This is a genomic window from Paraburkholderia bannensis NBRC 103871 (assembly GCF_000685015.1).
GTDB lineage: Bacteria > Pseudomonadota > Gammaproteobacteria > Burkholderiales > Burkholderiaceae > Paraburkholderia > Paraburkholderia bannensis.
The window spans coordinates 54,405-75,713 of record NZ_BAYA01000027.1 but is presented as its reverse complement, the minus strand read 5'-3'; the positions used below and the strand labels follow the sequence as shown (position 1 = coordinate 75,713).

The following is a 21,309-nucleotide window of genomic DNA, read 5'->3' as shown; positions in this document are numbered from 1 at the left end:
TACTACGAGCAAGTCGATAAATGAATGAGGCGTCAGCTGCGCATCAGCAAGCCGCCATTCACGTCAAGAACGGTTCCGGTAACGAATGCCGCCGATGAGCTGGCGAGGTAATAGACAGCCTCGGCGACGTCTCGCGCAGTGCCGTTTCTTTGCAAGGGCGTCTGGAGTTCCACCTGTTTCATCACAGTCGCATCCGTAATGCCGTCATGAAATGGCGTTTCGATAAAGCCAGGCGAGACGGCGTTCACGCGGATGTTGTAGGGCGCCAGCTCTTTCGCGGCCGAGAGCGTAAAGCATGAGACGGCCGCCTTGGCGCTCGCGTAGTGACTCGCGCGCGACGATCCGCCGGTCACTGCGGCGATCGAGGAGATATTGATGATCGCGCCGCCCGTGGCCTGCTTCTTCATGGACGGGATGACGGCTTTGGTGAACAGAAATACCGAACTCGCGTTGAGCGCGAAACTGTGATTCCACGTGTCCAGGCTCATATCCTCGATCAGCACGCGCGATGGCAGCGCTCCCGCGTTATTGATCAGGATATCCACGCCGCCGCTCCATTTCGTGAAGCGCTCGACGATGTCGTCGACGTTGCCGGGCTGGGTGACATCGGCTTGAAGCGGCAACACTTCACCGCCTGCCGCATGAATGGCTTCGGCCGTTTCATCGATCGAAGCGGAGCGATCGTGGTGGTAATGCAAACCGATTCTGGCGCCACGGCCAAAGCGCCGGGCAATATCGCGCCCGATGCCGCCGCTGGCTCCGGTAAGCAGAATTCGCGGCGCGGCGCGTGTCAATTCAGGCGTGAAGTCAATGTTCAATTGCACAACCTCCCCATGTCATGCCAATGCCGGCCGCCACGTTGATGACGACTGCGCCCGGCGGAATTTGATGTTGTTCGCGTGCCAAATACAGGTTCAGGATCGGGTCGCAAGGGCCCATATGGCCGTAAGATTCGTAACTGGCCAGCCAGCCGCTGACCCTGCCCGCGAACCTGCTATTGAGTGTCGCCGTCAGACGGCGGTTGTAATTAAACAGGTTCACGTAAATCTCGCGGTGCGAGAGGTGACCCGCGAGCCGTTCTATGACGCCTATGAGCTTTTCGTCGAAGACCGGCTTCAGGTCGATCTTCTGCTTTTCGCGGTTTTGGACGCCATAGCCCACGAGTGAATCAGGGTGGGTGGGCGGCGCGATCGTCCCGCCGCTGCCCGAATAGAACACGTCATGGAAATAGCCATCGGTTTCGAAGTACGCGTCCCCGATCACCCAGTCGTCGCCATCGCGGACGACAAGCGCCGCAGCGCCGCCGTCCGAATAAAACGTGTTGCCTGTCGTGCGCCCGGGTATCACATCTTCCACCCGGCAACCGGCCACGATCAGCACTACGCCCAGTTTTTCATTGGCGTTCAACATATCTCTGGCCAGTTTCAGCGCGAGAATCGTGTTGACGCACCCTTGATAGACATCGAAAGCGAAAGCGCGCGATGCACCGAGATCATGCTGAATTCGCGCGGCCGGCGACCAGAATCCACGATCGTTGACGCCGATACCGCAGTAAATGACGACATCGATATCGCGTGGGTCCAGCGCGGAGGCTTTGAGTGCCTCGCGTCCGGCCTTGATGGCCAGATCGGAGGCGTGCTCGTCGGGCGCGGCGCGGCGTACCGAATGAATGCCGACCACGTCCGTCTGATAGCTGTCCACTCCATCGGGTAGCAAGGATGCGACCGGCACAGATTTTTCCGGCAGGTAAATCCCGGTCGCTAGTAGTCTCGCGGACATTTCACTCCTTCACGCTCATGTAAGGGTTGCGAGGCGTTATTGAGTGAACAGGTGAAACAGCACGTCCGAAAATGCCTGAATGTGCAGCATGCGGTAATAGGCTCCCTGTGCCATCTCGATGCGAGCCTCAGGTGTGGCGTTCACGGCCGGAACGATGGCATTGCGGAACCATTCGTCTGCGTGGTCGGTATCAATGCCGATATGCTCGATATAGAACTCGAGCGTGTCGTCGCTGAGCCCCACGCGCCGCGATCCATCGACTACTTTTTGATAGCGCTTCGGCACAAGGTATTCGCCGGCGCCGATCAAGCCCATCGTTTCGTAGAAGTGCTTGCGCTGCATCGACAGCATCAGGAACAGATTGCCTTGCGCCAGCGCTACAGGATTGGCGTGCGCGACGCGATCGAGATCGACCTGGTTAAGTCCGAAATGGTTGAGCAGCTTCTGGAACATTTCGGTGTGAACCTTCGCGTCCACGCCATTGCCCATTTCGTCCCAGTAGTTCTTCGCCAGTTCGATCTTGATGTAGGTGGGCGCCCCCAGCTGGGCCAGTGCGACGAACTCCTCGAACATGCTGTTGACGATGATTTCGCTCTGAAAGAAGATTTCGAAGTCTTCGATCTTCGCGGACGACTCCAGGTATTCGTAGAGCGGATGACCGTTCGAAGGATGCTGTTCGAGCCGTTGAAGCAGCCAGTCGACAAATTCTTCGCCGTCGGTGGGAATCGTCGCGTCACGCAGTTCCTGCGCGACCTCGCTGTGCAGGTGATTGCGCCATTCCTGTTCCATCAGGTTGCGAACGCCGATCATCTCGGGATTGAACTGGTTTTGTACGCGCACGTCGTGCGGCGGAAGAAACGTCAGTTGATAGAAGTCGAAGAGAATCTGGTGAAAGACCCGGTAGGCGTTGCCTTGCGACGGGGAAAATGCCTCTTTGCAAAGCGACGAGATTTCACTCTGGATCTCCCGCCACGCTGCTACCGGTGCTTGCTTCTGGTTGAGTAGCGAACGCGTTTGCTTCAGGACGTGGTCAAAAGTTTTCATCAACGACTCAAGAGAATAGGGGGGAAAAATGAGGGATTCAGCTTTCTATAGCGAGGGCGACTGGAAAATCAGGCCTTCGCTTTCTGCAACGTCACGACACTTTGCATGGCCAGCCTGCGGCGCTGATACAGATTGTTCAGAATGAGTGCGCTGGCGGAAATCAGTGCGCCGATGATCTGGGCGCGGGCCGGGATGGTTCCCGTCAGCGCCGACACGACGAACGCGGTCAGCGGCACCACATCCATGAACAGCACGCCGTTCATCGGGGTAACAATGCGGTTGCCGAGATTCCAGCCCAGCACGCCAACGAAGCCCGCAATCAGCGCGGTGTACAGCAGATGCGGCACGACCGCGATGATGGCCGACTGCGCCGGGATCGCCACATGGCCGCTCGCGATCAGCACGGCATCGATCGCGAAAACACTGACGAGACCCAGCAGCGTCGTCATGGTGGTGTAGCGATAAGGTGACCACTTCGGGAAATAGCTGGCTCCCGTCGTATAGATGACCCAACAGAGCGCGCCAAGAATCAGGCAGCCATTGGCAGCAAACTGGAACTGGGTATTAAAGAGGGCAAAGAAGTCGCCCCCCGTAATGACGGTAACAACGCCGATAAACGAAAGCACGATAAGCGCGATCGAAACGGGCGGCGGTTTGACGCCGCGCAGCAGCCAGTTGACCAACAAAGAGATGAGCGGCATGGTCGCCATCATGATCGAGGCCGTCAGCGCGCCGGTCGGCCCCGACATTTCCTGACCGAGAAAGACCAGAAAGCCGAAACCCGCGAAGCCCGCGGTGCCAAACAGCCACGCGAGGACGTAGCGCTCGTTCTTGAGGTTCAGGGCAGCGATGCCTTCGCGCTTGACAAGAACGATCAGGAAGGCGATGACCGCGATGCTGTAGCGGATGGCCGTGAAGTTAAACGGGTCGACGTGCTTGAGCGCCTGGGTCATGACCGGGAACATGCAACCCCATGAGACCGTTGCGATCAGGCAGAAGATCGAGCCAAGCAGGTACTGAACAGGCATTGGGTGTTTTCCTATTGTTTGCCAGGCGCTTTGATCCTCCACTAACCGGCGCGTCGTTCGTATGGGATTCAACGGCGGCAGGCTGGTGGATCTCGTCCGGGTGAAGCAGGACGCCAGGCTTGATTCAGGTGCTTCCAAGGACGTGAAAAATGTACCGTCGGGCACCGGGCAACTGTAGTGGCAAGATTGATCGTTTCGAACAGGACAAGATTGAATTCGCAACGCACGTGATTGGAAATGATAAGGAATGCGATGGGTAGGAAATGACGCACGGTCAGTCGATGCTTGTTTCAACCGGAACGTTGAGGACGCGAGGCTTGAGATGCCACGCTCGCGGATTTTCGGGCAGGCGCCGGGCGTGAGGAACTGTCAGGCGAAACAGGCCGAACAGTTGTCCGCGATTGGAGCGGACTGTACATGGCAGGCTGCTTCATATCTGCGAAACTATCCACGCCCCCTGCGAAACCCCGGTTGATGCGCATTCCTTGTGGCATGCGAACCGGATTTGACAGAGGGAACAAGGGAGGCGGTAGTGCGCCTGTGCATTCTGAAACCGCACGCGAAGACGGTGCGTTGACACATGTCTACAACATTGGAATCGGTCGATCCAACGATCGCCTATCAGCTTTGGCTCGCGCGCGCGAAGCAGGATAGCTATATCGAACTGGTGGAGGCGCGCAATTATGTGAGCGCGACCGCCTGGCAGGCAGCCGAGCTGGCTGCGTTCGACGGCGCCATGGCGCACGAAGCGGGACACCCGGCGGCGGTGATCGACGGTGTGACGGATACCGTCGAGCGGGTGGGGCGCGCACGCGCCTGCACACTGTTCGGCGCAAACTACGCGAGCCTGCGCGCCAGTTCGCCGGGCCGCGCGAATCACCTCATCCTGCTGTCGTCGACCAGACGAGGCGATGCTGTCGTCGATTTCGTCAGGCAGGCGCGATACTTCGTGGCTTACGTGCTGCGCATGAATGTGATTGGTCAGCTTGAACCGGAAGCGCAGTTCGAGATCGGCATGACGAACGGGCATCCTGATTACGACGCTTGCGAGGCAGTCATCGCCAAGGCGCGCCCGTCGCTCGTTCGTGTTGCCTTTTCAGCGGATCAGTCCCGCATCGACTACCCCCGATTTTCGGCAATGGTTCACGCAGTCGACGCGGCGTTTGCCGTCGACCTCACGACGCTTGCCTGTGCAATCGCCGCAGGCCGTATAGCCTCCCCGCTCGGTCTGGTCGATATGGCGACAGCGCCCACTCATGGCCCCTTGCGCGGCCCGCGCGGCACCTTGCTGCTCGCCAACGCCCGCTATAGCGAACCGCTCGACCGGGCGGTGCGTACCTATTGCAACGTGGCGCCGTCCCTGCGCCTGCTGGCGACGCAGGCGGTGGCGCTCAAGGAGGCGCTTGAGGAGGGCTTCGCACAGTACGATGCGCGCATGATCGAAAATGCCGGAGCACTGCGGCACGGTCTGGAACAGCGCGGCATTCCGGTTGTGAGCGAAGACGAGGCGTCGCACCTCGTTGTGATCGAATGCGACAGCACGGGTCTGCCGGCCGGCCGTCTGGTGGCTGCGCTCGCTCGCGCGCACATTAGCGTGGAAGTCGATCGCACCCATGCGTTGATCAAGCCGGCTTTGACGGGGACGCGCATCGTACTGTCCACCGCGGCGATTACCGCACGCGGCTTGACGCGCCGCGATGCCGAAGAAATTGCCCAGATGATTGGCGACGTGATCGACAGGATGGGTACCGAAGCAATTGCCGACGAGATTCGTCAGCGCGTGGTGTCGATGTGCGCCCGCCATCCCGTCGAGGCGTTTCTCAACTCGTAGAATGCGTCATATGGGTGGCGATGGGCGGCTTCCTATGTTGAATGCATGGCTCTGTCATGGCGCGTTTGCAAGCGGGTTTCGGCGGCGCAGCTATTGAAAGAATACGAGCTCGACGATGGATCGACGCTCGGGAAAGCCTGAGATATACTGGTCTGTATCTTCTGATGAAAATGCAATCGCCGCCGGCCCCAAGGCACGCCGACGGCTTGCTGGCACTTTCATCCGAAGGCCGGTTTGACCTGAGAGCAGGATAAAAACGAGTACAAGAAACAAGCGCGGATTGGAGAGTGCGGGTAGTGCACGTCATGTCGGCGGACTGAACTCCGGCATGAGTTGTGGAGCATGGTCATATGCTACGCATATCCTTGATGGTCTAAATCCGCGCTTATAGATGAAATAGTCGCAGTCCAAGTCCGGGCGGGGAGAATTTGATGAACGTGAAGCTGAACCTTGATTCGAGTGCGCGTGTACCCATTTCGCGCCAACTGGCCAGTCAACTCGAAACGTTGATCCGCTCGCGGCAACTCTCGACCGGGGTGCGTCTTCCGTCTATCCGGCAACTGGCGACCGAACACAAGATCAGCCGCTTTCCTGTCATCGAAGCCTACGACCAGCTAACCGCGCGTGGTTTGATCCAGGCGAAGCACGGTTCGGGGTATTACGTCATCCAGCTTCCGAACGAAGACGCCGCCGTTTCCAGCGAAGACGAATTCGATCGCGACCGGCACGACGCCCAGTCGCCCTTGCTGTTGTCGAATGGTTTCATTCCCGAGCTTTGGCGGGATGTCGAAGGCATTGCGCAGGTCATCAAACAGGTTTCGCGCGTCGATCGTAAATGCCTGACCGAATATGCAACGGCCCAGGGCGAACTGGAGTTGCGCAGGCAAATCGTGCTGCGTTTGCGGCGTCTCGGCATCGACACACAGGCGCACCAGATTGTCGCGACGCAAAGCGCCAGCCATGCGCTGGATCTGCTCACGCGCATGTTGGTGAAGCCCGGCGACACCGTGCTGGTGGAAGATCCGGGCTACTTTAATCTGTTCCAGATCCTGCGTGTGCAGGGCGCGCGTCTGATCGCGGTTCCGCGCGATGAGCGCGGCCCCGATATCGCCGAACTTGAGCGCCTGCTCAAGCTGCATCGGCCCAGCGTCTTTGTGGTCAATTCGGCGCTGCACAATCCTACCGGCGGCTCGCTTCACTCGCAGACAGCGTTTCGCATCCTGCAACTCGCGGAGCAGTACGAACTCACCGTCATCGAAGACGACGTGTACGCGGATTTTCAGGCGGTTCCGACGCAACGGCTGGCGGCGCTCGACCAGCTTCAGCGGGTTGTCTACGTGGGCGGCTTTTCGAAAACCCTGTCTTCGTCGCTGCGTGTTGGCTGGGTCGCGGCGCATCCGGAAGTCATCCAGCGCATGGTCGATCTGAAGTCGTTGACGGGGTCGACCGGAACCCGGCTGAGCGAATGTGTGATTGCGGCGCTGCTCGAACGCGGCACCTATCGCAAGCATCTCGAACGTCTGCGAAGAATGGCCGACCGGTCGCTGTCCGACGCGCAGCGGCGCCTTCATGAAGCAGGCTGGGAGTTGCACACCGCGTCGAGCGCTGGCTACAACCTGTGGGCGAGGGTGCCGGGCGTGGAGGATTCCGCGCTGCTCGCCGCCTGGGCCCGGCAGTTCGATATCGAACTGCTGCCAGGTTCGCTATTCCGTCCGGATGGCAGCGCGACCCCCTGGACCCGTTTGAATGCAGTTCATCTGAGTGACCGCCGCGCGCAGGCGTTTCTCGAATACACCGCGGAACAGGCCCGTACGGCAGCCGTAGAAGCCGTTCTGGGCTGATAGCGTCACGCCGCATCGCACTTCGTCGATCGCCGGCAACCTCCCTCCTTGACGTCAGGCGCCTTCGCGCGCCTGGACACCTCTGCGTACCCACGCGCGCCATTGCTTCAATTTCCGCTCGATACCCTCTTTTTTGTCGAAGGATACGTACGCCTTCGCGATGTGGCGTCGCAATCGTAGCGACACGGAACTGTTTGTATGTTTTTTGCGAACACTTCGTAAAGTTATCGTGCAAGTGTTTATGTCTCATCTCCCTGTACGGCGCAAATAATAATCCTGTCCAGATGGCTGGATGAAGCGGCGCGTGGAAGCGACATGATGTATTCGTTATAACGCGATCCAGTTCAATTCGTACTCCATATTGATGGGGTGCGAAAGCCCAACCGGGTTCTATCGATATGAAAAACCTCAATACGACAATTTCCTCGTCCGCGCGACCGGGTCGCAGCTCGCAGGATGTGCAGGCTTATCTGCTCGGGCTGATCTCCGTCGCGGCCTTTGCCTTGACGCTGCCGTTCGCCAAAGTGCTGGCCGGACAGCTTAGCGCGTTGCAGATCGGGCTGTTCCGTTCCCTGCTGGCCGGATGCGCGGCCGTGCCGATTCTGGTCGCAACACGCTCCTCGTTCCCGAACCGCAGCCAGCTCAAGCGTCTGTTCGCCACTTCGCTTGGGATCGTTTACGGCTTTCCAATCCTGACGGCTCTCGGCATGGCCTATGTGCCGGTTAGTCACGGCGGCGTGGTGCTCGCGGCGCTGCCGCTGTCCACCTCGATTTTCGGCACGCTGATTACGCGCACGAGGCCGCCCCTGTCGTTCTGGATCGTCTCGATCCTCGGCTTCGCCGCGGTGGTGGCCTTCACGCTGTCGCGCCATGAATTGCAGGGCGTGTATGTGGGCGATCTCGCACTGTTTGGCGCGGTGTTGCTGGCCGGCTTTGGTTATGCGCAGGGCGGTGCGCTCTCCAAGGAGATGAAGGGCTGGGAGGTCATGTGCTGGACGCTGGCGATCAGCCTGCCGATCGTGGTGGTGCTTTCGGCCTGCGTGTTCAGCAAGACGGCGGTAGAAGGGCTCAACGGGGCCGGCTGGGGCGCGCTCGCCTTCCTCGCCTTCGTGAATTCGCTGCTGGGCTTCTTCTCGTGGAATCGCGCACTCGCGTTGGGTGGCATCCAGCGCATCAGCCAGCTGCAGTTGCTGCAACCGTTCGTGACCTACGCCTATTCGGTGGCCTTCATGCATGAACTGTTCGACTGGCCGACGCTCGCTATGTGCGCGGTGGTGATCCTTCTCGTGGTTGTCTCCAAACGCACGCTTGCACCGGCGGGGGCACCCGTGATCGTCAAACCGGCGGTGCGCTGAAACCCTTCGCGCGACCGATTCCGCGAACAAGGCCGTGGGCTCAGATCCACGGCCGTTGAATAGAGAAAGCATCGAAATGAACCGACCTATTTTGTTCGACGCCAGGCAGAGTCGCGAGGTTCTGAAAGCGATCCGCTACGGCATGGAGTTTCAGGTTAGCCGCGCTGAGGGTCACGATGACGCGGACTGGCTCCAGCATCGTCTGCAGCGCCTCCGGAAACATTATCTTGCGCGCCGCGCGCATGTCGATGAAAAGCGCAGTGCGTTCGGCAACGTGATCTTTTATCAGCTGCTCAAGGAAAAGTACGCGGAATTCGATTACCACATCGACAAGAGCGGCGCGCCGCTCTCCAATCTCTATCACTTCAAGATCGACGGTCATTTGCCGTCGCTGCTCACCATGCTGATCAATGACGATGTGCGCCATCTGGGCGAACTGGAGCGTCGCTACGGCGTAAGCGACCGGCTTCGTGAACTGGCTCGTCCTGTCGAGCGTCTGTTCGCCGAGGCGACGCTCGTGTACCCCGACGCCGCTGCGTTCCATCGCTTTGTCGATACCGTCCTGCATGTCCGCGATAGCGGGCAGACCCTGCAACTGGTGTCGGCCATCTGCCCAGACTATTCGCATACGACCGAAGGCGGCAACGTGCGCTACACGTTCTCGTCGATCGGCGTGCAACCGGGTCTTGCGGGCAGAAAAGTGCTCGATATCCTGCCCGTGATGATGCGCTTTCTCGATGCGCTGGGCGTGCGCTATGCCGTCAATCTCTATGGCGGCGATTTCGAATCGCTGGCTTACGACGATGCGGACTCTCCGCTTGGCGTGACGCGCCCGCAATTCGTGCAATGCGTGCGTGAGCAGATTGGCAATATCGCCCAGCGCCTGGATGTCCCCGTGCGGCGCGCATTTTTCTTCGACGAGGTGGGTACGCAAGACGCATGGATCGCGCGTCACAAGCGCATTTACGAAGCGCTGGCGGCGGGCGATCTGGGTTCGACCGGGCTCGATCAGGCCGCGCTCGATGGCATATTCGCTACACGCTTGCCGCTCTATCGCGAGTGGTTCAAGGGCGTGGACGAACAGGCGCTGCGGCAGGTCTTTCTGAAACAGGCCGCGGAATACGCGCTGATGGGCGAAATCTACGCACAGCGTTTCGACCATTTCGTCGTGCTTGGGGTGGATCATCACCGTATGGCGCCGTTCTATGGCTTCGCCCGCCCGGCAGCGGTGATTTACCGCCAGACCGATTACATCGTCGAGGACGCGGCGGCGAGCGCGCCCGCATCGGTTGGAACAGGGCGCGAGGAAGCGCGCGAACTCGAGCAGGAGTGTGCGCGATGAGCCGTTCGCCGCTGTTCGCCACGCGCCGCTCAGGGCACGGCTATGGCGTCGATGTACGCGAGACCTACCGATGCCTGCCCTGCCAGCCGTTCTGGACCTGGGTGACCGGCAAGTCGCTCAACGATGCCGCTCCGCGCACCCCGGAGCAAACGCTCTTGAAGACGTGGCAGATGTTGCTGCATATCAGTTGGGCCTATCTGGTGCTGATCGGCGGTGTGCTGTGCGGCAATGCGATCCTCGCCAGCGCGTGGCCCCTCTGGCTTAAGGTCGTGGTTTCGGTTCCGCTGATGGTGCTGATCACCAACCGTCAGCGCGGCATGCTGCACACGTTCCACTACACGATTCACGGCGCGGGCGTTAGCAACCGGCCGCTCGCCCGCTTCCTGTGCAAATGGATTCTGTCGATTCCGATCCTGCACACCTCGTGGGAAAGCTACATGATGATCCATATCCGCGATCATCACGGCCGCGGCACCTTCTGCACCGACGACGACCCTGACCAGAAGTTCATGGAGCAGCACGGCTTTTATCATGGCATGTCGGAGCGTCGCTTCTGGTTCCTGATTGCATTCGCGCCGTTTCATCCCATGCGCGTCCTTGAACATCTGCGTTTTCGTTTCGAGCAGAGTTTCGTGGTGGCGACGCGTTCGGAGCGCATCGCCCGCACGGTCTACTGGGCTGTACTGCTGACGCTCGTGGTCTATTTCAATCTGGCCAATGCGTTCGTGCTGTATTACCTGATCCCGATCCTGTTCATCACGCAGCATTCGTCGTGGCTTCAGCACATCACTGAGCATCTCTGGTTCGCCCGCAAGGATCCGGAAGTGACGCCCGAAGTCTGGTACGCGTCGCTGAGCTGGGGCCGTTTTCTTGGCCGACCGTTCCCGCACGCCGAAAACGGCCTGCGCCGCATCGTGAAGACTGCGGGCTGGACGGCGGGCACCTTGCTGATCGACATCCCGTTGCGCGTGTACTCGTTCATGCAGGACATGCCGAGTCACGATTTCCATCACCGTAGTCCCAAGGTCAACTTCTGGCGCATTGCGCCGGAGCGGGCCGCCAATGAAGGCCTGCCGTCAAAGTTCGGGCCGATGGCGGAGACCTGGGGCTTGCTCGAAAGCCTGCTCGTACAGCGGGATCACCTTTGCCGGGGTGTGGATGATCCGTTCGGCCTGCTTGCCTGGGGCCGTGAACATCGCGAATACCAGCAAAAGACGTTTGCGCGTCAACCGAATCATCGCCAACCGGATTTTCAAAATCTACAAGAGAGTCTGCAATGAACGTCACCACGATTGATACGCCGGCCCGCCAGCTCGAAGAGTCGGGGAGCATCTATTTGCCCGAGGCGTCGGGATTCTTCTCGACCGCTCAGTGGGAAACCATCGAGCGCATCGCTTCGAGCCCGGAATTGCCGTGGGAAAAAGTGCTGGTGGGCGACGCGGACGAACCCAACGACGTGCAGGTTGCGCGCTTCATGACTGACATCGACCGTCCGCGCGTGGTGAACGATCACCTGGCCGAACAGTTGCTGCCGGTGATCGGTTCCGATGCCGTCAAGGCGTATTGCCAGCAGGCGCTGGGCTCGCCCGAACTGCATCTGCGCCGCGTGCAGATCAACCGCATGGGCAAGGGCTCGTTCATCGGCCTGCATCTCGACCAGGATAGCAATCCGGACTACGAAGTATCGGTGGTGCTGCAACTGGGCAGCCAGTACGCCGGCGGTGAATTCGTCGTGCAACGCGGCGAGGGCGACGCGCGCACGTACCTGACCGAATATCGCTCGGTGCTGATCAGCCGCTGCGATCTGCCGCATGAGGTCTGCGAAGTGCTGGGCGGCGCGCGCACGACGCTCGTGTTCTTCTTCAGCCGCTGGGGCGGTGAGAATCAGCGCAAGCGCGCAGCCTGAAGTCGTTGTGTCTTGCAGGCGCCCGCACGAAGCGGGCGCCTTTTTATTCATGTTGTTTGACGGGAGAGTGGTATGTCGATGGCCGACCGCGATGGAAAGATCTGGATTGACGGCGCACTGGTCGAGTGGCGCGATGCGAAGATTCATATGCTCACGCATACGCTGCACTACGGTATGGCGGTTTTCGAAGGCGTGCGCGCCTATAACACCGCACGCGGCCCGGCCATTTTCCGCCTGGCCGATCACACGCGGCGCCTGCTCAATTCAGCGAAGATCCTGCGTATGGACGTGGCGTTCGATGCCGCTACGCTGGCGGCGGCGCAATGCGAAGTCGTTCGCGCCAATCGGCTCGAAGCCTGCTATATCCGTCCGATCGTGTGGGTGGGTTCGGAGCAGCTGGGCGTTTCGGCAAAGGGCAACACGATCCATACCGGTGTCGCTGCGTGGCCGTGGGGCGCTTATCTGGGCGCGGACGGCATGGAAAAGGGCATCCGCGTGAAAACCTCGTCGTTTACGCGTCATCACGTGAATGTGTCGATGGTGCGTGCGAAGGCTTCGGCCTGGTATGTGAACTCGATTCTCGCGAACCAGGAAGCCACGGCCGACGGTTACGACGAGGCGCTGTTGCTCGACGTGGACGGTTACGTTTCCGAAGGCTCGGGCGAAAACTTTTTCCTGGTGAACAACGGCAAGCTCTATACGCCCGATCTGTCCTCATGCCTTGACGGCATTACGCGCGACACGGTCATCACGCTCGCGCGCGACATGGGTATCGACGTGATCGAAAAGCGCATCACGCGCGATGAAGTGTATACCGCCGACGAAGCGTTCTTTACCGGCACCGCCGCGGAGGTCACGCCGATCCGCGAACTCGACAGACGCACGATCGGCAGCGGCGCACGCGGGCCGGTGACGGCGAAGCTGCAAGCGGCCTTTTTCGATCTGGTGGCGGGCAAGAACGAAACCTACGCGCACTGGCTCACGCACATTTGATCGTCTTGCCCACACGTCGGCGGCGTTACCGTGGCCGACGCGTGCCGACGCATGCCGCACGCCCTGACGATCAGGGCGTGCCGTTGTTGCCGAATGCACGAAAGCCCGGTCGTTGTCCGAGCCGTGCGTAATAGTCGCTCACCGCCTCGAACGGCGGGCGATCGATCGGCGTCGAATACCAGCGGTGCACCGAAAGACCGATCACGATATCGGCCAGTGTCAACTCGCCACCCAGCAAAAACGCCCGGGTCTGGCGCAATTGCGTATCGATCAGCGCCATATACGAAGTCCACAACCGGATACTGTTCGCCACGAGCTGCGGATGGTCATACGCCGGCAGCTTGCGTACCAGGTGCATGAAGGGAAAGCGCCACGCGTTGTTCAGTTCCGTCGCCTGCCAGTCCATCCATCGCTCGACTTGCGCGCGCAGCCTGGGTGCCTGCGGCAGCAGGCGGCCCTGCACGTCGTAGACATTCGCCAGATAGCGGATGATCGAATTCGATTCCGACGTCACGAAGTCACCGTCGATCAGTACCGGTACCTGAGCCATGGGATTGAGCGCGAGGAATTCGGGCTCGCTCACGGCGCGAAAGCCGTCGCCCCATTGTTCGTGCTCGTAGGGAAGGTCGAGTTCCGCGCAAGTCCAGAGGACTTTGCGCACATTGATCGAACTGGATTTACCGAGAATTTTGATCATATTCAGATTTGCAGTTCGGGTTGGCGAATGACGTGATTGATGCACTGCCGCTTGCTTCAGTGCGAGGGCGACACCAGCGCCCGCTTGCCGTCGAACGCGATCGCCGCACGAAGCAGCAGATACAGCACGCCGCAGGCGAGGCTGATGGCACCCGGGCTGAAGACTTCCGAGGCGGCATTGCCCGCCGCCATGACGGCGAGCATGGCGACGTACATGGCCGCATATTGGTAGGTGGCCATGATGCCCACCAGCGGGCGCGGGCAGTTTTCGACCAGATCGGCCTGGCACTGCAAAAACATGAATTCGAACGCGACGATGAACACGCAGTAGAGCGCGAAACTGCCCACTGGCGTGAGCCAGCTGACGGCCGCTGTCACCGCGATCACACAGCAGCCGATCAGCAGCGCCTCGACTTTCGGGCCGTGCGGGAAGTTGCGGCGCCCACTGCGATAGAACACGACCGCACCCGCGATCATCGACAGGCTGCACAGCAATTGCAGCAAGCCGACGTAGCGATCGGACAAATGCAGCAGATGCGCGGGCAAGCTCACGCGTGTCAGGTTGTAGAGGCCCTGAAACACGCCAACGAAGGCGACGGCGCGCAGGAACGTGGTGCGAAATCCCTTTGCTTGCGCCAGTGCGTTGACAAAGAGGCGCAGGCTGCCGCCGGTTTGCGTGGACGGGGACACTTCGCCGGAAGCCGCGGGCAGGAACAGGCTCGCCGCGGCGGCGAGCGTGAAGAGTGCGGCGATCGCGCCCAGCATGACGGCTGGGGCGGCGTCATGAGGGGCAACGGCCATCAGGACGCCGGAAAAGCCGCCAGCGGCAAACTGGGCGCTCAGCGCAACGGGCACGGCGAATTTCGCGTTACCTTCGGGGAAAAACACCTTGATGGCGACGATGCGCGTGACGCGTTGCAGCGCGTCGATCAGGCCGATCAGCGCCGCCCCCGCGAGCGCCAGTTCCGGCAGTCGCGAGAGGCTCGCGGCCAGCACGAGGGCGGTGACCAGCGCCACGGCGTTGGCGCTTACGAAGATGCTGCGCGGGGCCACCCGGCGCGTGATCGACGAAAGTGCGACGCAGGCGATCACCGGAATGATCATCGGGCACATCAGCACTACATTCGCGAACTGGATGACGTGCGTGCGCCGGTAGATCAGGCTCGCGAGGTAGAGATAGGAGAGATTGCTCGCGATCACGGAAGCGAGATTCGTGACCCAGAGCGCCACGGTGAGGCGGCGTTGCGCGCGGCGCAAATCGGTGGCGGGTAGAGCGGTGCTCGTCAGTGTCATGGTCGATCAGGAGGAAAGTGCCGGGGCGGTGAGGTCGACGGGAACGGCAAGATCGGCGTCGATCCACTGGGCGAGCGTGGCCGCCGTCGCAGCGTGCAGCAGCGCGAAATGGTCGCCGTCGAAAACGCGCGTGCGGGGCAGGCGAGGCGACTGGGCGAGCGTTGTATCGGCGTGCCCGGCTGCGTCGAGCGCGACCGTCGCGCTGGCGTCATAGGCGTGCGTGGGCGCGGCGGCCAGGCGTGGCGCTGCTTGCCCGCTCATGGCTGCGTAGGTGGCGAGCGCCCACAGATCGGCGAGATAGAGATCGGCGAGGCGCGCGTTCAGGGCGTCGTCGGCGGCGCTCGCTTGCTGGAGGGCTTTGTCGAGACCGGTCATCGCCTGCACCCGTTCGAGTAGCGCCGGCGGCAGGCGCAGCCGCGCTTCGGCGGCGACCAGACCGGTGCAGGCCGCGAGCGCGTGACTGTCCGCATCGCTCAGGGCTGGCGGGAGACGCGCATCGATAGCGCCGATATACGCGACTTCGCAGCCCGCGTCCCGCAGGCGCGCTGCGACGAGGCGTGCCATCAGCCCGCCGAACGACCAGCCGAGCAGCCGGTAGACGCCGCCTGGCTGCACCTGGCGGATCTGGTTCGCGTAAAGCGCGGCCAGTTCGCTCGCGCTGCGCAGCCGGATGAGCTGGCCGCCGCGCAATTCGGGTCGTTGCAGCCCATAGACCGGGCCTTCGAAGCCCAGTTGGCGCACCAGCGCCGCGTAGCCGTAGAGGTGTCCGCCGGCGGGATGGAAGACGAACAGCGGCGCGCCGCTGCCCGCGCGTAGCGGCACGGCGCCGCCTTCCGAAGCCGCCGCCGTGTTCGCGTGCGTGCCGACGAGGCGCGCAAGCTGGGCGATCGTCGCGCCGCGATAGAGCGCCGAAAGCGGCAGTCTCGCGCCCAGTCGCTGTTCGATCAGATGCAGCACGCGCGCGGCCTTGAGCGAATGGCCGCCGAGTTCGAAAAAGTCCGTATGGATATCGGGCGTCGCCACGCCGAGCACCTGGCTCCAGATGGACGCAATGGCGGCTTCATCGGCGCTGGCGGCGGGGGTGGGCGCCGCGCGACCGGCGCGAGGCGCTGACTCAGGCAACGCCACAGCCGGCGCGGGCAACGCGCTTTTGTCGATCTTGCCGTTGGGCAGCAGCGGCAGCAGCGGCAACACCACGATATCCGCAGGAATCATGGCTTCCGTGAGCGTGTTGCGCAGATGCTCGCGCAGCGCTTGCGCGTCGGGCGATCCAGCCTGCGCCTGGCGGTGCGTGGCGGCGCCCCGCAGGCTGACATACGCAGCCAGATTGCGTTCGCCGTGTGCATCCTCGCGCGCGGTCACCACCGCCTGTTCGACGGCCGGATGCGCGAGCAGCGTCGCTTCGATTTCACCGATCTCGATGCGAAAGCCGCGAATCTTGATCTGCTGGTCGAGCCGGCCGAGGCAGTAGAGCTGGTCGTCCGCGCCAAAGCGCACGAGGTCGCCGGTGCGGTAAAGACGCGCGCCCGGCGCGAGCGGATGCTCGACGTAGCGCTGCGCGGTCAGATCGGGGCGGCCGATATAGCCACGCGTCACGCCGCTGCCGCCGATATACAGTTCGCCCGCGACGCCCGAAGGCACGAGCTGGCGATGCCGGTCGAGCACATAGAGCTGCGTGTTGGGCAGCGGCACGCCCACCGGCACCGGGTCTGCGTCGCGGGACACGCGTGCGAACGTCGAATACGTGGTGTCTTCCGACGGCCCGTAGAGGTTGTAGACGCGGCGCGCCGAGGTATGCGCGTAGATCGCCGCCACCAGACGTGCGGACAGCGGTTCGCCCGCGACGTTGACGACATCCACCGAAGGCGGCACCGCGCGCTGCCGCACCAGTTCGGCGACCGCCGAGGGCACGGTATTGAGAATGCGCGCGCGCGCCGCGGCGCGGGGCAGCGCAAGCGGACTGACGGCGAGCGTGACGGCGCCGCCGCTCATCAGCGGAACGAAAATTTCGAAGATGGAAATATCAAAGCAGATCGAGGTGCAGGCGATCACGTTCGAGAGTTCGCCGTCGCGGTATTCGTCGATGGCCCACGCGTGCAGCGCCATCACATTGCGATGCTCAATCGCCACGCCCTTGGGTCGCCCCGTCGATCCCGACGTGTAGATGATGTAGGCGAGGTTCGCCGAGGTGGCGGCGCACGGTGCGCGCTGGTGATCGTCGATGCGCGATTCCTGGGCGAGTTCGTCGAGCAGTACCAGTGTGCCGATGCCGTCCAGATGCGCCTTGAAGCACGGCTCGGTCAGCGTGAAAAGCGCCGCGCAATCCTGCGCCATCAACCGCAGCCGCTCACGCGGCCAGGCCGCGTCGAGCGGCAGATACGCGCCACCCGCCTTGAACACCGCGAGCAGGGCGACGATCAGCGTCGGCGTGCGCACCAGACACACCCCGACAATCGTTTCCGGTACGACGCCGCGTGCCTGCAACGCGTGCGCGAGGCGATTGGCGCGCTCGTCCAGTTCGCGGTAGGTCAGCACGCCTTCGTCGGTGTGGATCGCCACGCGCTCGGGATGCGCGGCCGCCTGCGCCTCGATCAGGTCATGGATGCGCCGGCTCGCATCGAACGGAAGCTTCGCGCCGTGGCGCGCATGCAGCAGGCGCTGGAGGTCGTCGGCGGGCACGATCGCCAGCGTGTGCACCGGCTGCTCCGGTTGCGCGGCGGCGTCGGCCAGCAGCGTCGCGAGGCTGGCCGCGAAGCGCGTCATGGTCGTTGCGTCGAACAGATCCGTCGCGTATTCAATGTAGCCCGTGAAACGCCCGTCCTCCTCGCGCATGAACAGCGTGAGGTCGAACTTCGAGGTGGTGGTCTTCAGGCGCTGCTGGCGCACCGTCAGTCCCGGCAGCGCGAGCGTGGCGAGTGGCGTGTTGTCGAACACGAACACGGCGGGCACGAGCGGCGGACAGGCGCTGTCATGCGCCACGCCGGACAGACTCACGAGATCCGAAAACGGCACGCCCGCATGTACCGAGGCGGCATCGACATGGCGCTTGAGTTCGCGTGCGAGCGTCTCGAAGGTGTGCTGTCCGTGCAGCCGCGTGCGGATCGGCAGCATATCGACGAACAGGCCGATCATCGATTCCGTTTCCGGCAGGCGGCGATTGGCGAAGGGCACGCCCACCACGCAGTCGTCCTGCTGCGCCCAGCGCGCCAGCACGGTCTGGAAGGCGGCGAGCAGCAGCACAAACGGCGTGAGCTGCCAGCGCGTCGCCAGCGCCTTGAGCTGCTGCGTGGTGGCGGCGTCGAGATGCAGCGGAACTTCGTCACCGCGAAACGAGCGCACGGGCGGGCGCGCGCGATCCTGCGGCAGCGTGAGGCGATCGGGCGCGCCTTGCAGCGTGGCGCGCCAGAACGGCACATGACGTTGCCACGCGCCGCGCTCGCTGCGCACATGCTGGAGCCACGCGTAATCGCCGAACTGGCGCGTGAGCGGGGCGAGCCGGCTGGGTATGCGCTGGGTTCGCGCGCGGTACAACTCGGTCAGGTCGGCGGCCATGATCGACATCGACCAGCCGTCGGCGATGCTGTGATGCAGGTTGAGCAGCAGGCGATATTGCGCGCCGCCGAGCACCAGCAGTTCCGCGCGCAGCAGCGGGCCGGTGGCGAGATCGAAACGCGTATCGGCCCATTGCACGGCGAGCGCGTCGATTGCCGCAGCCTGTTCGTGTGCGGGCAGGGCGCTCAGGTCGCGCACGGCAAGCGGCGCGCGATGTGGCAGGTCGCTGAGCTGGCGTGGCCCGGCGTCGGTGTCGATCAAGCGCGTGCGCAAGGTGGCGTGGCGCTCGCGCAGGTGATCGAGGCTGAGCGCGAGCGCGTCGATATCGAGTTCGCCTGCAAGCTGAAGCATGGCGGGCATGCCATACGCGCTCGCGCAGCCCAGCCGCTCGGCCAGCAGCATTTCCTCCTGCGCGGGCGTGAGCGGTGCGGCGGACGTGTCGGGCGCTTCGGCGCCGTTGATCGTGGGCTCGCCGATGGTTTCGCACGGCGGCAGCGAGTGTTCGGTGAGCGGCTGTTCGCGCGTGGCGCCGTGACGGTCGAGCCAGTCCAGCAACCAGGGTTTGTGTTCGCGCAGCATGCGCATGCGCGCTTCATCCATCACGCGCGGCGGCGCACGGAAATTCAGTTGATCCGCGCTGCGCCAGAGGGCGACGCCATCAACCAGCATTTCCAGAATTGCACGGTGCGGCATCGTCATAGCGAGCCCTCCTCGTAGGCGGTGGCGTCCACGGCAAGCTCGCGCGATTGCGCCGCGTCGAGGCGCTCACGGGTGAGCTTGCTGGCAATGGCGTGAATCGTCGGCTCCAGAAAGAGCACGGAGGGGTCGAGGGCGGTGTCGATCTTGCCTTGCAGCCGCGTGATGATCCGCATCGCGCACAGCGAGTCGCCGCCGATCTCGAAGAAGTTGGCGTGCGGGTCGATCGGCCGCATATCGAGCGCGAATTCCCATGCGTCCTTCACCAGCGCGAACAGGCCGGGGTCTGGTTCGCAGGGCGGCTCGCCCGCCGCGTGTGCGCCGCGCGGGCCGGGCAGATCGGGGACGTCGGATAGATGGGTCACGTCTGGCGTGGAGGCGAACCAGGCGGGGAAAAAGCGTTCGGCCACGGCGCGGCGATTGACCTTGAGGCTGCCGTTGAGCAGGCCGTTCTGGAGCGTGAATGGCACGTTGGTTAGCACCGTTTCGCCGATGCGCGCGGTGTCGCCGAGCGTTTCGTTGACGTGCGCGACATGGGCGTGGACGGCCTCGCTCGCTTGCTGCGCCGGGTCGTCCCGCACCACGACGAGCGCACTCAGATGCTTGCGCGCATCGCCGAACACCACCGAGCGGACGATAAGCGGCGAAGCGTTCAGGCGCGCTTCCACCACTTCGGGATGGATCTTGTGCCCTTGCGCCGTGATGATGATTTCCTTCTTGCGCCCGCGCAGGGTGAGATAGCCGTCGGCGTCGAATGCGCCGATATCGCCGGTCGGCACGAGGCCATGGATCACAAACGGGCTCACGCCGGCACCAGGTTCGAAATAGCCGAGGCAGGCGTTCGCTTCGCGCGCGACCATGACTTCGCCATCGGGTGCGAGCTGCACGCGGCAGCCCGGCACGAGGCGGCCCACCGTGCCTGGGCGGTTCGCGCCCGGCACGTTCGAGGCGATCACGCCGGTTTCGGTGAGGCCATACGCTTCATGCAGCGCCACGCCGATCTCGCCGAAGAAGTCGAGCGTGGCGCGCCGGATCGGCGCCATGCCCGTCACCGCAATGCGCAGCCGCCCGCCGAGCGCGCGATGGATAGGCGCAAACAGCGCCCGTTGCAGCGGCTTTCTGCACGCGCGAGGCAGGCGCGGCAGCAGCGCGCGCGCACGCCCGAGCAACGCGCGTTGCCACGGCGCCATGGCTTCGACGCGGCCCAGAAAACGCTCGTGAATGCCTTCGTAAAAGAGCGGCGGCGCGAGGCACAGTGTGGGCTGGAGCAGGCGCAAGGCGTCGAATAGCTGTTCGGGGCGGGTCAGCACGATCGACGTGCCCAGCGAAAAGGCGGCATAGGCGAGCAGGCGCTGCTGCTGGTGCGTGAACGGCAGGAACAGCAGGATGCGGTCGCGCGGGCCCGGCGCGAATTGCGGGAAGTAGTGCGCCGTGTCCCACTCGATGCCGCGCCGGTTGACCACGAGGCATTTCGGCACGCCGGCCGTTCCCGACGAAAACGCCAGCGCGCAGGCATCATCGCCGAGGCTCGACGCGTCAGCGGCGCGTGGCTCGATCGCGGCGGTGCGCCAGGCGTCGATGGGCAACGTCCCGGCGCACGCTTCGAGCTTCGACGACTGGCTGGTCTTGCCCAGCGCAATCAGTCGGAGACCGAAGCGTTCGAACACCTGCGCGCCGTGCTGGCGCACGATGTCGTCGGGCAGCGCCACCACGATGCAGCCAAGGTCGATCAGCGCAAGATCCCAGAGCAGCCAGTCCACGCTGTTCGCGGCGTGAATGCCGACGCGCTCGCCCGGTGCGATGCCCGCTTCTGTGAGCCGCGCGCGCAAGGTCGTGACGTCGCGTGCGAAATCAGCGTACGCACGCCGGCAGGCCTGGCCCGCTGCGTCGAGATAATGAAAATGCCGATCGTGAAGTCCGGCGAGATGTTGGGTCAGTTGACGGCAATCCATG

15 protein-coding genes are annotated in these 21,309 nt (G+C 62.8%); 7 read left to right on the top strand and 8 right to left on the bottom strand.

The annotated features are described in order from the left end of the window. Positions 1–32: 32 nt before the first annotated feature. From BBA01S_RS30170 to BBA01S_RS30155, 4 genes are all read right to left on the bottom strand, one after another. A complete protein-coding gene (locus BBA01S_RS30170; protein ID WP_027819703.1) occupies positions 33–794 on the bottom strand; it encodes an SDR family NAD(P)-dependent oxidoreductase in 762 nt (253 codons plus the stop codon). Between the two features lie 13 nt (positions 795–807). Next, positions 808–1,779: a 3-oxoacyl-[acyl-carrier-protein] synthase III C-terminal domain-containing protein gene (locus tag BBA01S_RS47125; protein WP_156966134.1), complete on the bottom strand. Its 972-nt coding sequence runs from the start codon at positions 1,777–1,779 to the stop codon at positions 808–810. 36 nt (positions 1,780–1,815) lie between these two features. Continuing rightward, positions 1,816–2,823: an iron-containing redox enzyme family protein gene (locus BBA01S_RS43395; protein WP_027819701.1), complete on the bottom strand. Its 1,008-nt coding sequence runs from the start codon at positions 2,821–2,823 to the stop codon at positions 1,816–1,818. Between the two features lie 68 nt (positions 2,824–2,891). Beyond that, complete coding sequence (locus tag BBA01S_RS30155) at positions 2,892–3,851, bottom strand: DMT family transporter (protein WP_027819700.1); 960 nt, start codon at positions 3,849–3,851, stop codon at positions 2,892–2,894. Positions 3,852–4,431: 580 nt separating this feature from the next. Between BBA01S_RS30155 and BBA01S_RS30145 the strand changes: the two genes are divergently transcribed. The 7 genes from BBA01S_RS30145 to BBA01S_RS30115 all read left to right on the top strand — a co-directional run bounded on the left by BBA01S_RS30145 (position 4,432) and on the right by BBA01S_RS30115 (position 13,119). Then, positions 4,432–5,682, top strand: coding sequence for a PLP-dependent aminotransferase family protein (locus BBA01S_RS30145; protein ID WP_084162645.1), 1,251 nt, complete (start codon positions 4,432–4,434; stop codon positions 5,680–5,682). Between the two features lie 431 nt (positions 5,683–6,113). Then, a complete protein-coding gene (locus tag BBA01S_RS30140) occupies positions 6,114–7,523 on the top strand; it encodes an aminotransferase-like domain-containing protein (protein WP_174479188.1) in 1,410 nt (469 codons plus the stop codon). 458 nt (positions 7,524–7,981) lie between these two features. Beyond that, positions 7,982–8,878, top strand: coding sequence for a DMT family transporter (locus BBA01S_RS43390; protein ID WP_245641629.1), 897 nt, complete (start codon positions 7,982–7,984; stop codon positions 8,876–8,878). Positions 8,879–8,954: 76 nt separating this feature from the next. Then, complete coding sequence (locus BBA01S_RS30130) at positions 8,955–10,220, top strand: hypothetical protein (RefSeq protein WP_156966133.1); 1,266 nt, start codon at positions 8,955–8,957, stop codon at positions 10,218–10,220. Further along, positions 10,217–11,500, top strand: a complete 1,284-nt coding sequence (locus tag BBA01S_RS30125; RefSeq protein WP_084162644.1) for a fatty acid desaturase — start codon at positions 10,217–10,219, stop codon at positions 11,498–11,500. The genes BBA01S_RS30130 and BBA01S_RS30125 overlap by 4 nt, the downstream gene beginning before the upstream one ends. Next, complete coding sequence (locus tag BBA01S_RS30120; RefSeq protein WP_027819695.1) at positions 11,497–12,126, top strand: 2OG-Fe(II) oxygenase; 630 nt, start codon at positions 11,497–11,499, stop codon at positions 12,124–12,126. The genes BBA01S_RS30125 and BBA01S_RS30120 overlap by 4 nt, the downstream gene beginning before the upstream one ends. Before the next feature lie 72 nt (positions 12,127–12,198). Beyond that, complete coding sequence (locus tag BBA01S_RS30115; protein ID WP_027819694.1) at positions 12,199–13,119, top strand: branched-chain amino acid transaminase; 921 nt, start codon at positions 12,199–12,201, stop codon at positions 13,117–13,119. 70 nt (positions 13,120–13,189) lie between these two features. Here BBA01S_RS30115 and BBA01S_RS30110 read toward each other — a convergent pair whose 3' ends face one another. From BBA01S_RS30110 to BBA01S_RS30095, 4 genes are read right to left on the bottom strand one after another with little or no spacing between them, the layout of a single operon-like run. Beyond that, the gene (locus BBA01S_RS30110; protein WP_027819693.1) at positions 13,190–13,816 is read right to left on the bottom strand and encodes a glutathione S-transferase family protein; all 627 of its coding nucleotides are present in this window, start codon (positions 13,814–13,816) and stop codon (positions 13,190–13,192) included. A 56-nt stretch (positions 13,817–13,872) separates the two neighbouring features. Next, positions 13,873–15,108 carry an MFS transporter gene (locus tag BBA01S_RS30105; protein WP_027819692.1) on the bottom strand — a complete coding sequence of 412 codons (1,236 nt, stop codon included), beginning with the start codon at positions 15,106–15,108 and terminating at the stop codon, positions 13,873–13,875. Between the two features lie 6 nt (positions 15,109–15,114). After that, positions 15,115–19,359: a non-ribosomal peptide synthetase gene (locus BBA01S_RS43385; protein WP_027819691.1), complete on the bottom strand. Its 4,245-nt coding sequence runs from the start codon at positions 19,357–19,359 to the stop codon at positions 15,115–15,117. Then, entirely contained in the window at positions 19,356–21,308 is a 1,953-nt protein-coding gene (locus BBA01S_RS30095; RefSeq protein ID WP_027819690.1) for a non-ribosomal peptide synthetase, read from the bottom strand. The genes BBA01S_RS43385 and BBA01S_RS30095 overlap by 4 nt, the downstream gene beginning before the upstream one ends. Between the last annotated feature and the right edge of the window lies 1 nt (position 21,309).

What these genes read in the sequence shown, in the direction of transcription:
- BBA01S_RS47125 (WP_156966134.1), bottom strand. Translation starts at nt 1,779, where the DNA reads ATGTCCGCGAGACTACTAGCGACCGGGATTTACCTGCCGGAAAAATCT.
- BBA01S_RS43395 (WP_027819701.1), bottom strand. Translation starts at nt 2,823, where the DNA reads ATGAAAACTTTTGACCACGTCCTGAAGCAAACGCGTTCGCTACTCAAC.
- BBA01S_RS30155 (WP_027819700.1), bottom strand. Translation starts at nt 3,851, where the DNA reads ATGCCTGTTCAGTACCTGCTTGGCTCGATCTTCTGCCTGATCGCAACG.
- BBA01S_RS30145 (WP_084162645.1), top strand. Translation starts at nt 4,432, where the DNA reads ATGTCTACAACATTGGAATCGGTCGATCCAACGATCGCCTATCAGCTT.
- BBA01S_RS30140 (WP_174479188.1), top strand. Translation starts at nt 6,114, where the DNA reads ATGAACGTGAAGCTGAACCTTGATTCGAGTGCGCGTGTACCCATTTCG.
- BBA01S_RS30130 (WP_156966133.1), top strand. Translation starts at nt 8,955, where the DNA reads ATGAACCGACCTATTTTGTTCGACGCCAGGCAGAGTCGCGAGGTTCTG.
- BBA01S_RS30125 (WP_084162644.1), top strand. Translation starts at nt 10,217, where the DNA reads ATGAGCCGTTCGCCGCTGTTCGCCACGCGCCGCTCAGGGCACGGCTAT.
- BBA01S_RS30120 (WP_027819695.1), top strand. Translation starts at nt 11,497, where the DNA reads ATGAACGTCACCACGATTGATACGCCGGCCCGCCAGCTCGAAGAGTCG.
- BBA01S_RS30115 (WP_027819694.1), top strand. Translation starts at nt 12,199, where the DNA reads ATGTCGATGGCCGACCGCGATGGAAAGATCTGGATTGACGGCGCACTG.
- BBA01S_RS30110 (WP_027819693.1), bottom strand. Translation starts at nt 13,816, where the DNA reads ATGATCAAAATTCTCGGTAAATCCAGTTCGATCAATGTGCGCAAAGTC.
- BBA01S_RS30105 (WP_027819692.1), bottom strand. Translation starts at nt 15,108, where the DNA reads ATGACACTGACGAGCACCGCTCTACCCGCCACCGATTTGCGCCGCGCG.
- BBA01S_RS43385 (WP_027819691.1), bottom strand. Translation starts at nt 19,359, where the DNA reads ATGACGATGCCGCACCGTGCAATTCTGGAAATGCTGGTTGATGGCGTC.
- BBA01S_RS30095 (WP_027819690.1), bottom strand. Translation starts at nt 21,308, where the DNA reads ATGGATTGCCGTCAACTGACCCAACATCTCGCCGGACTTCACGATCGG.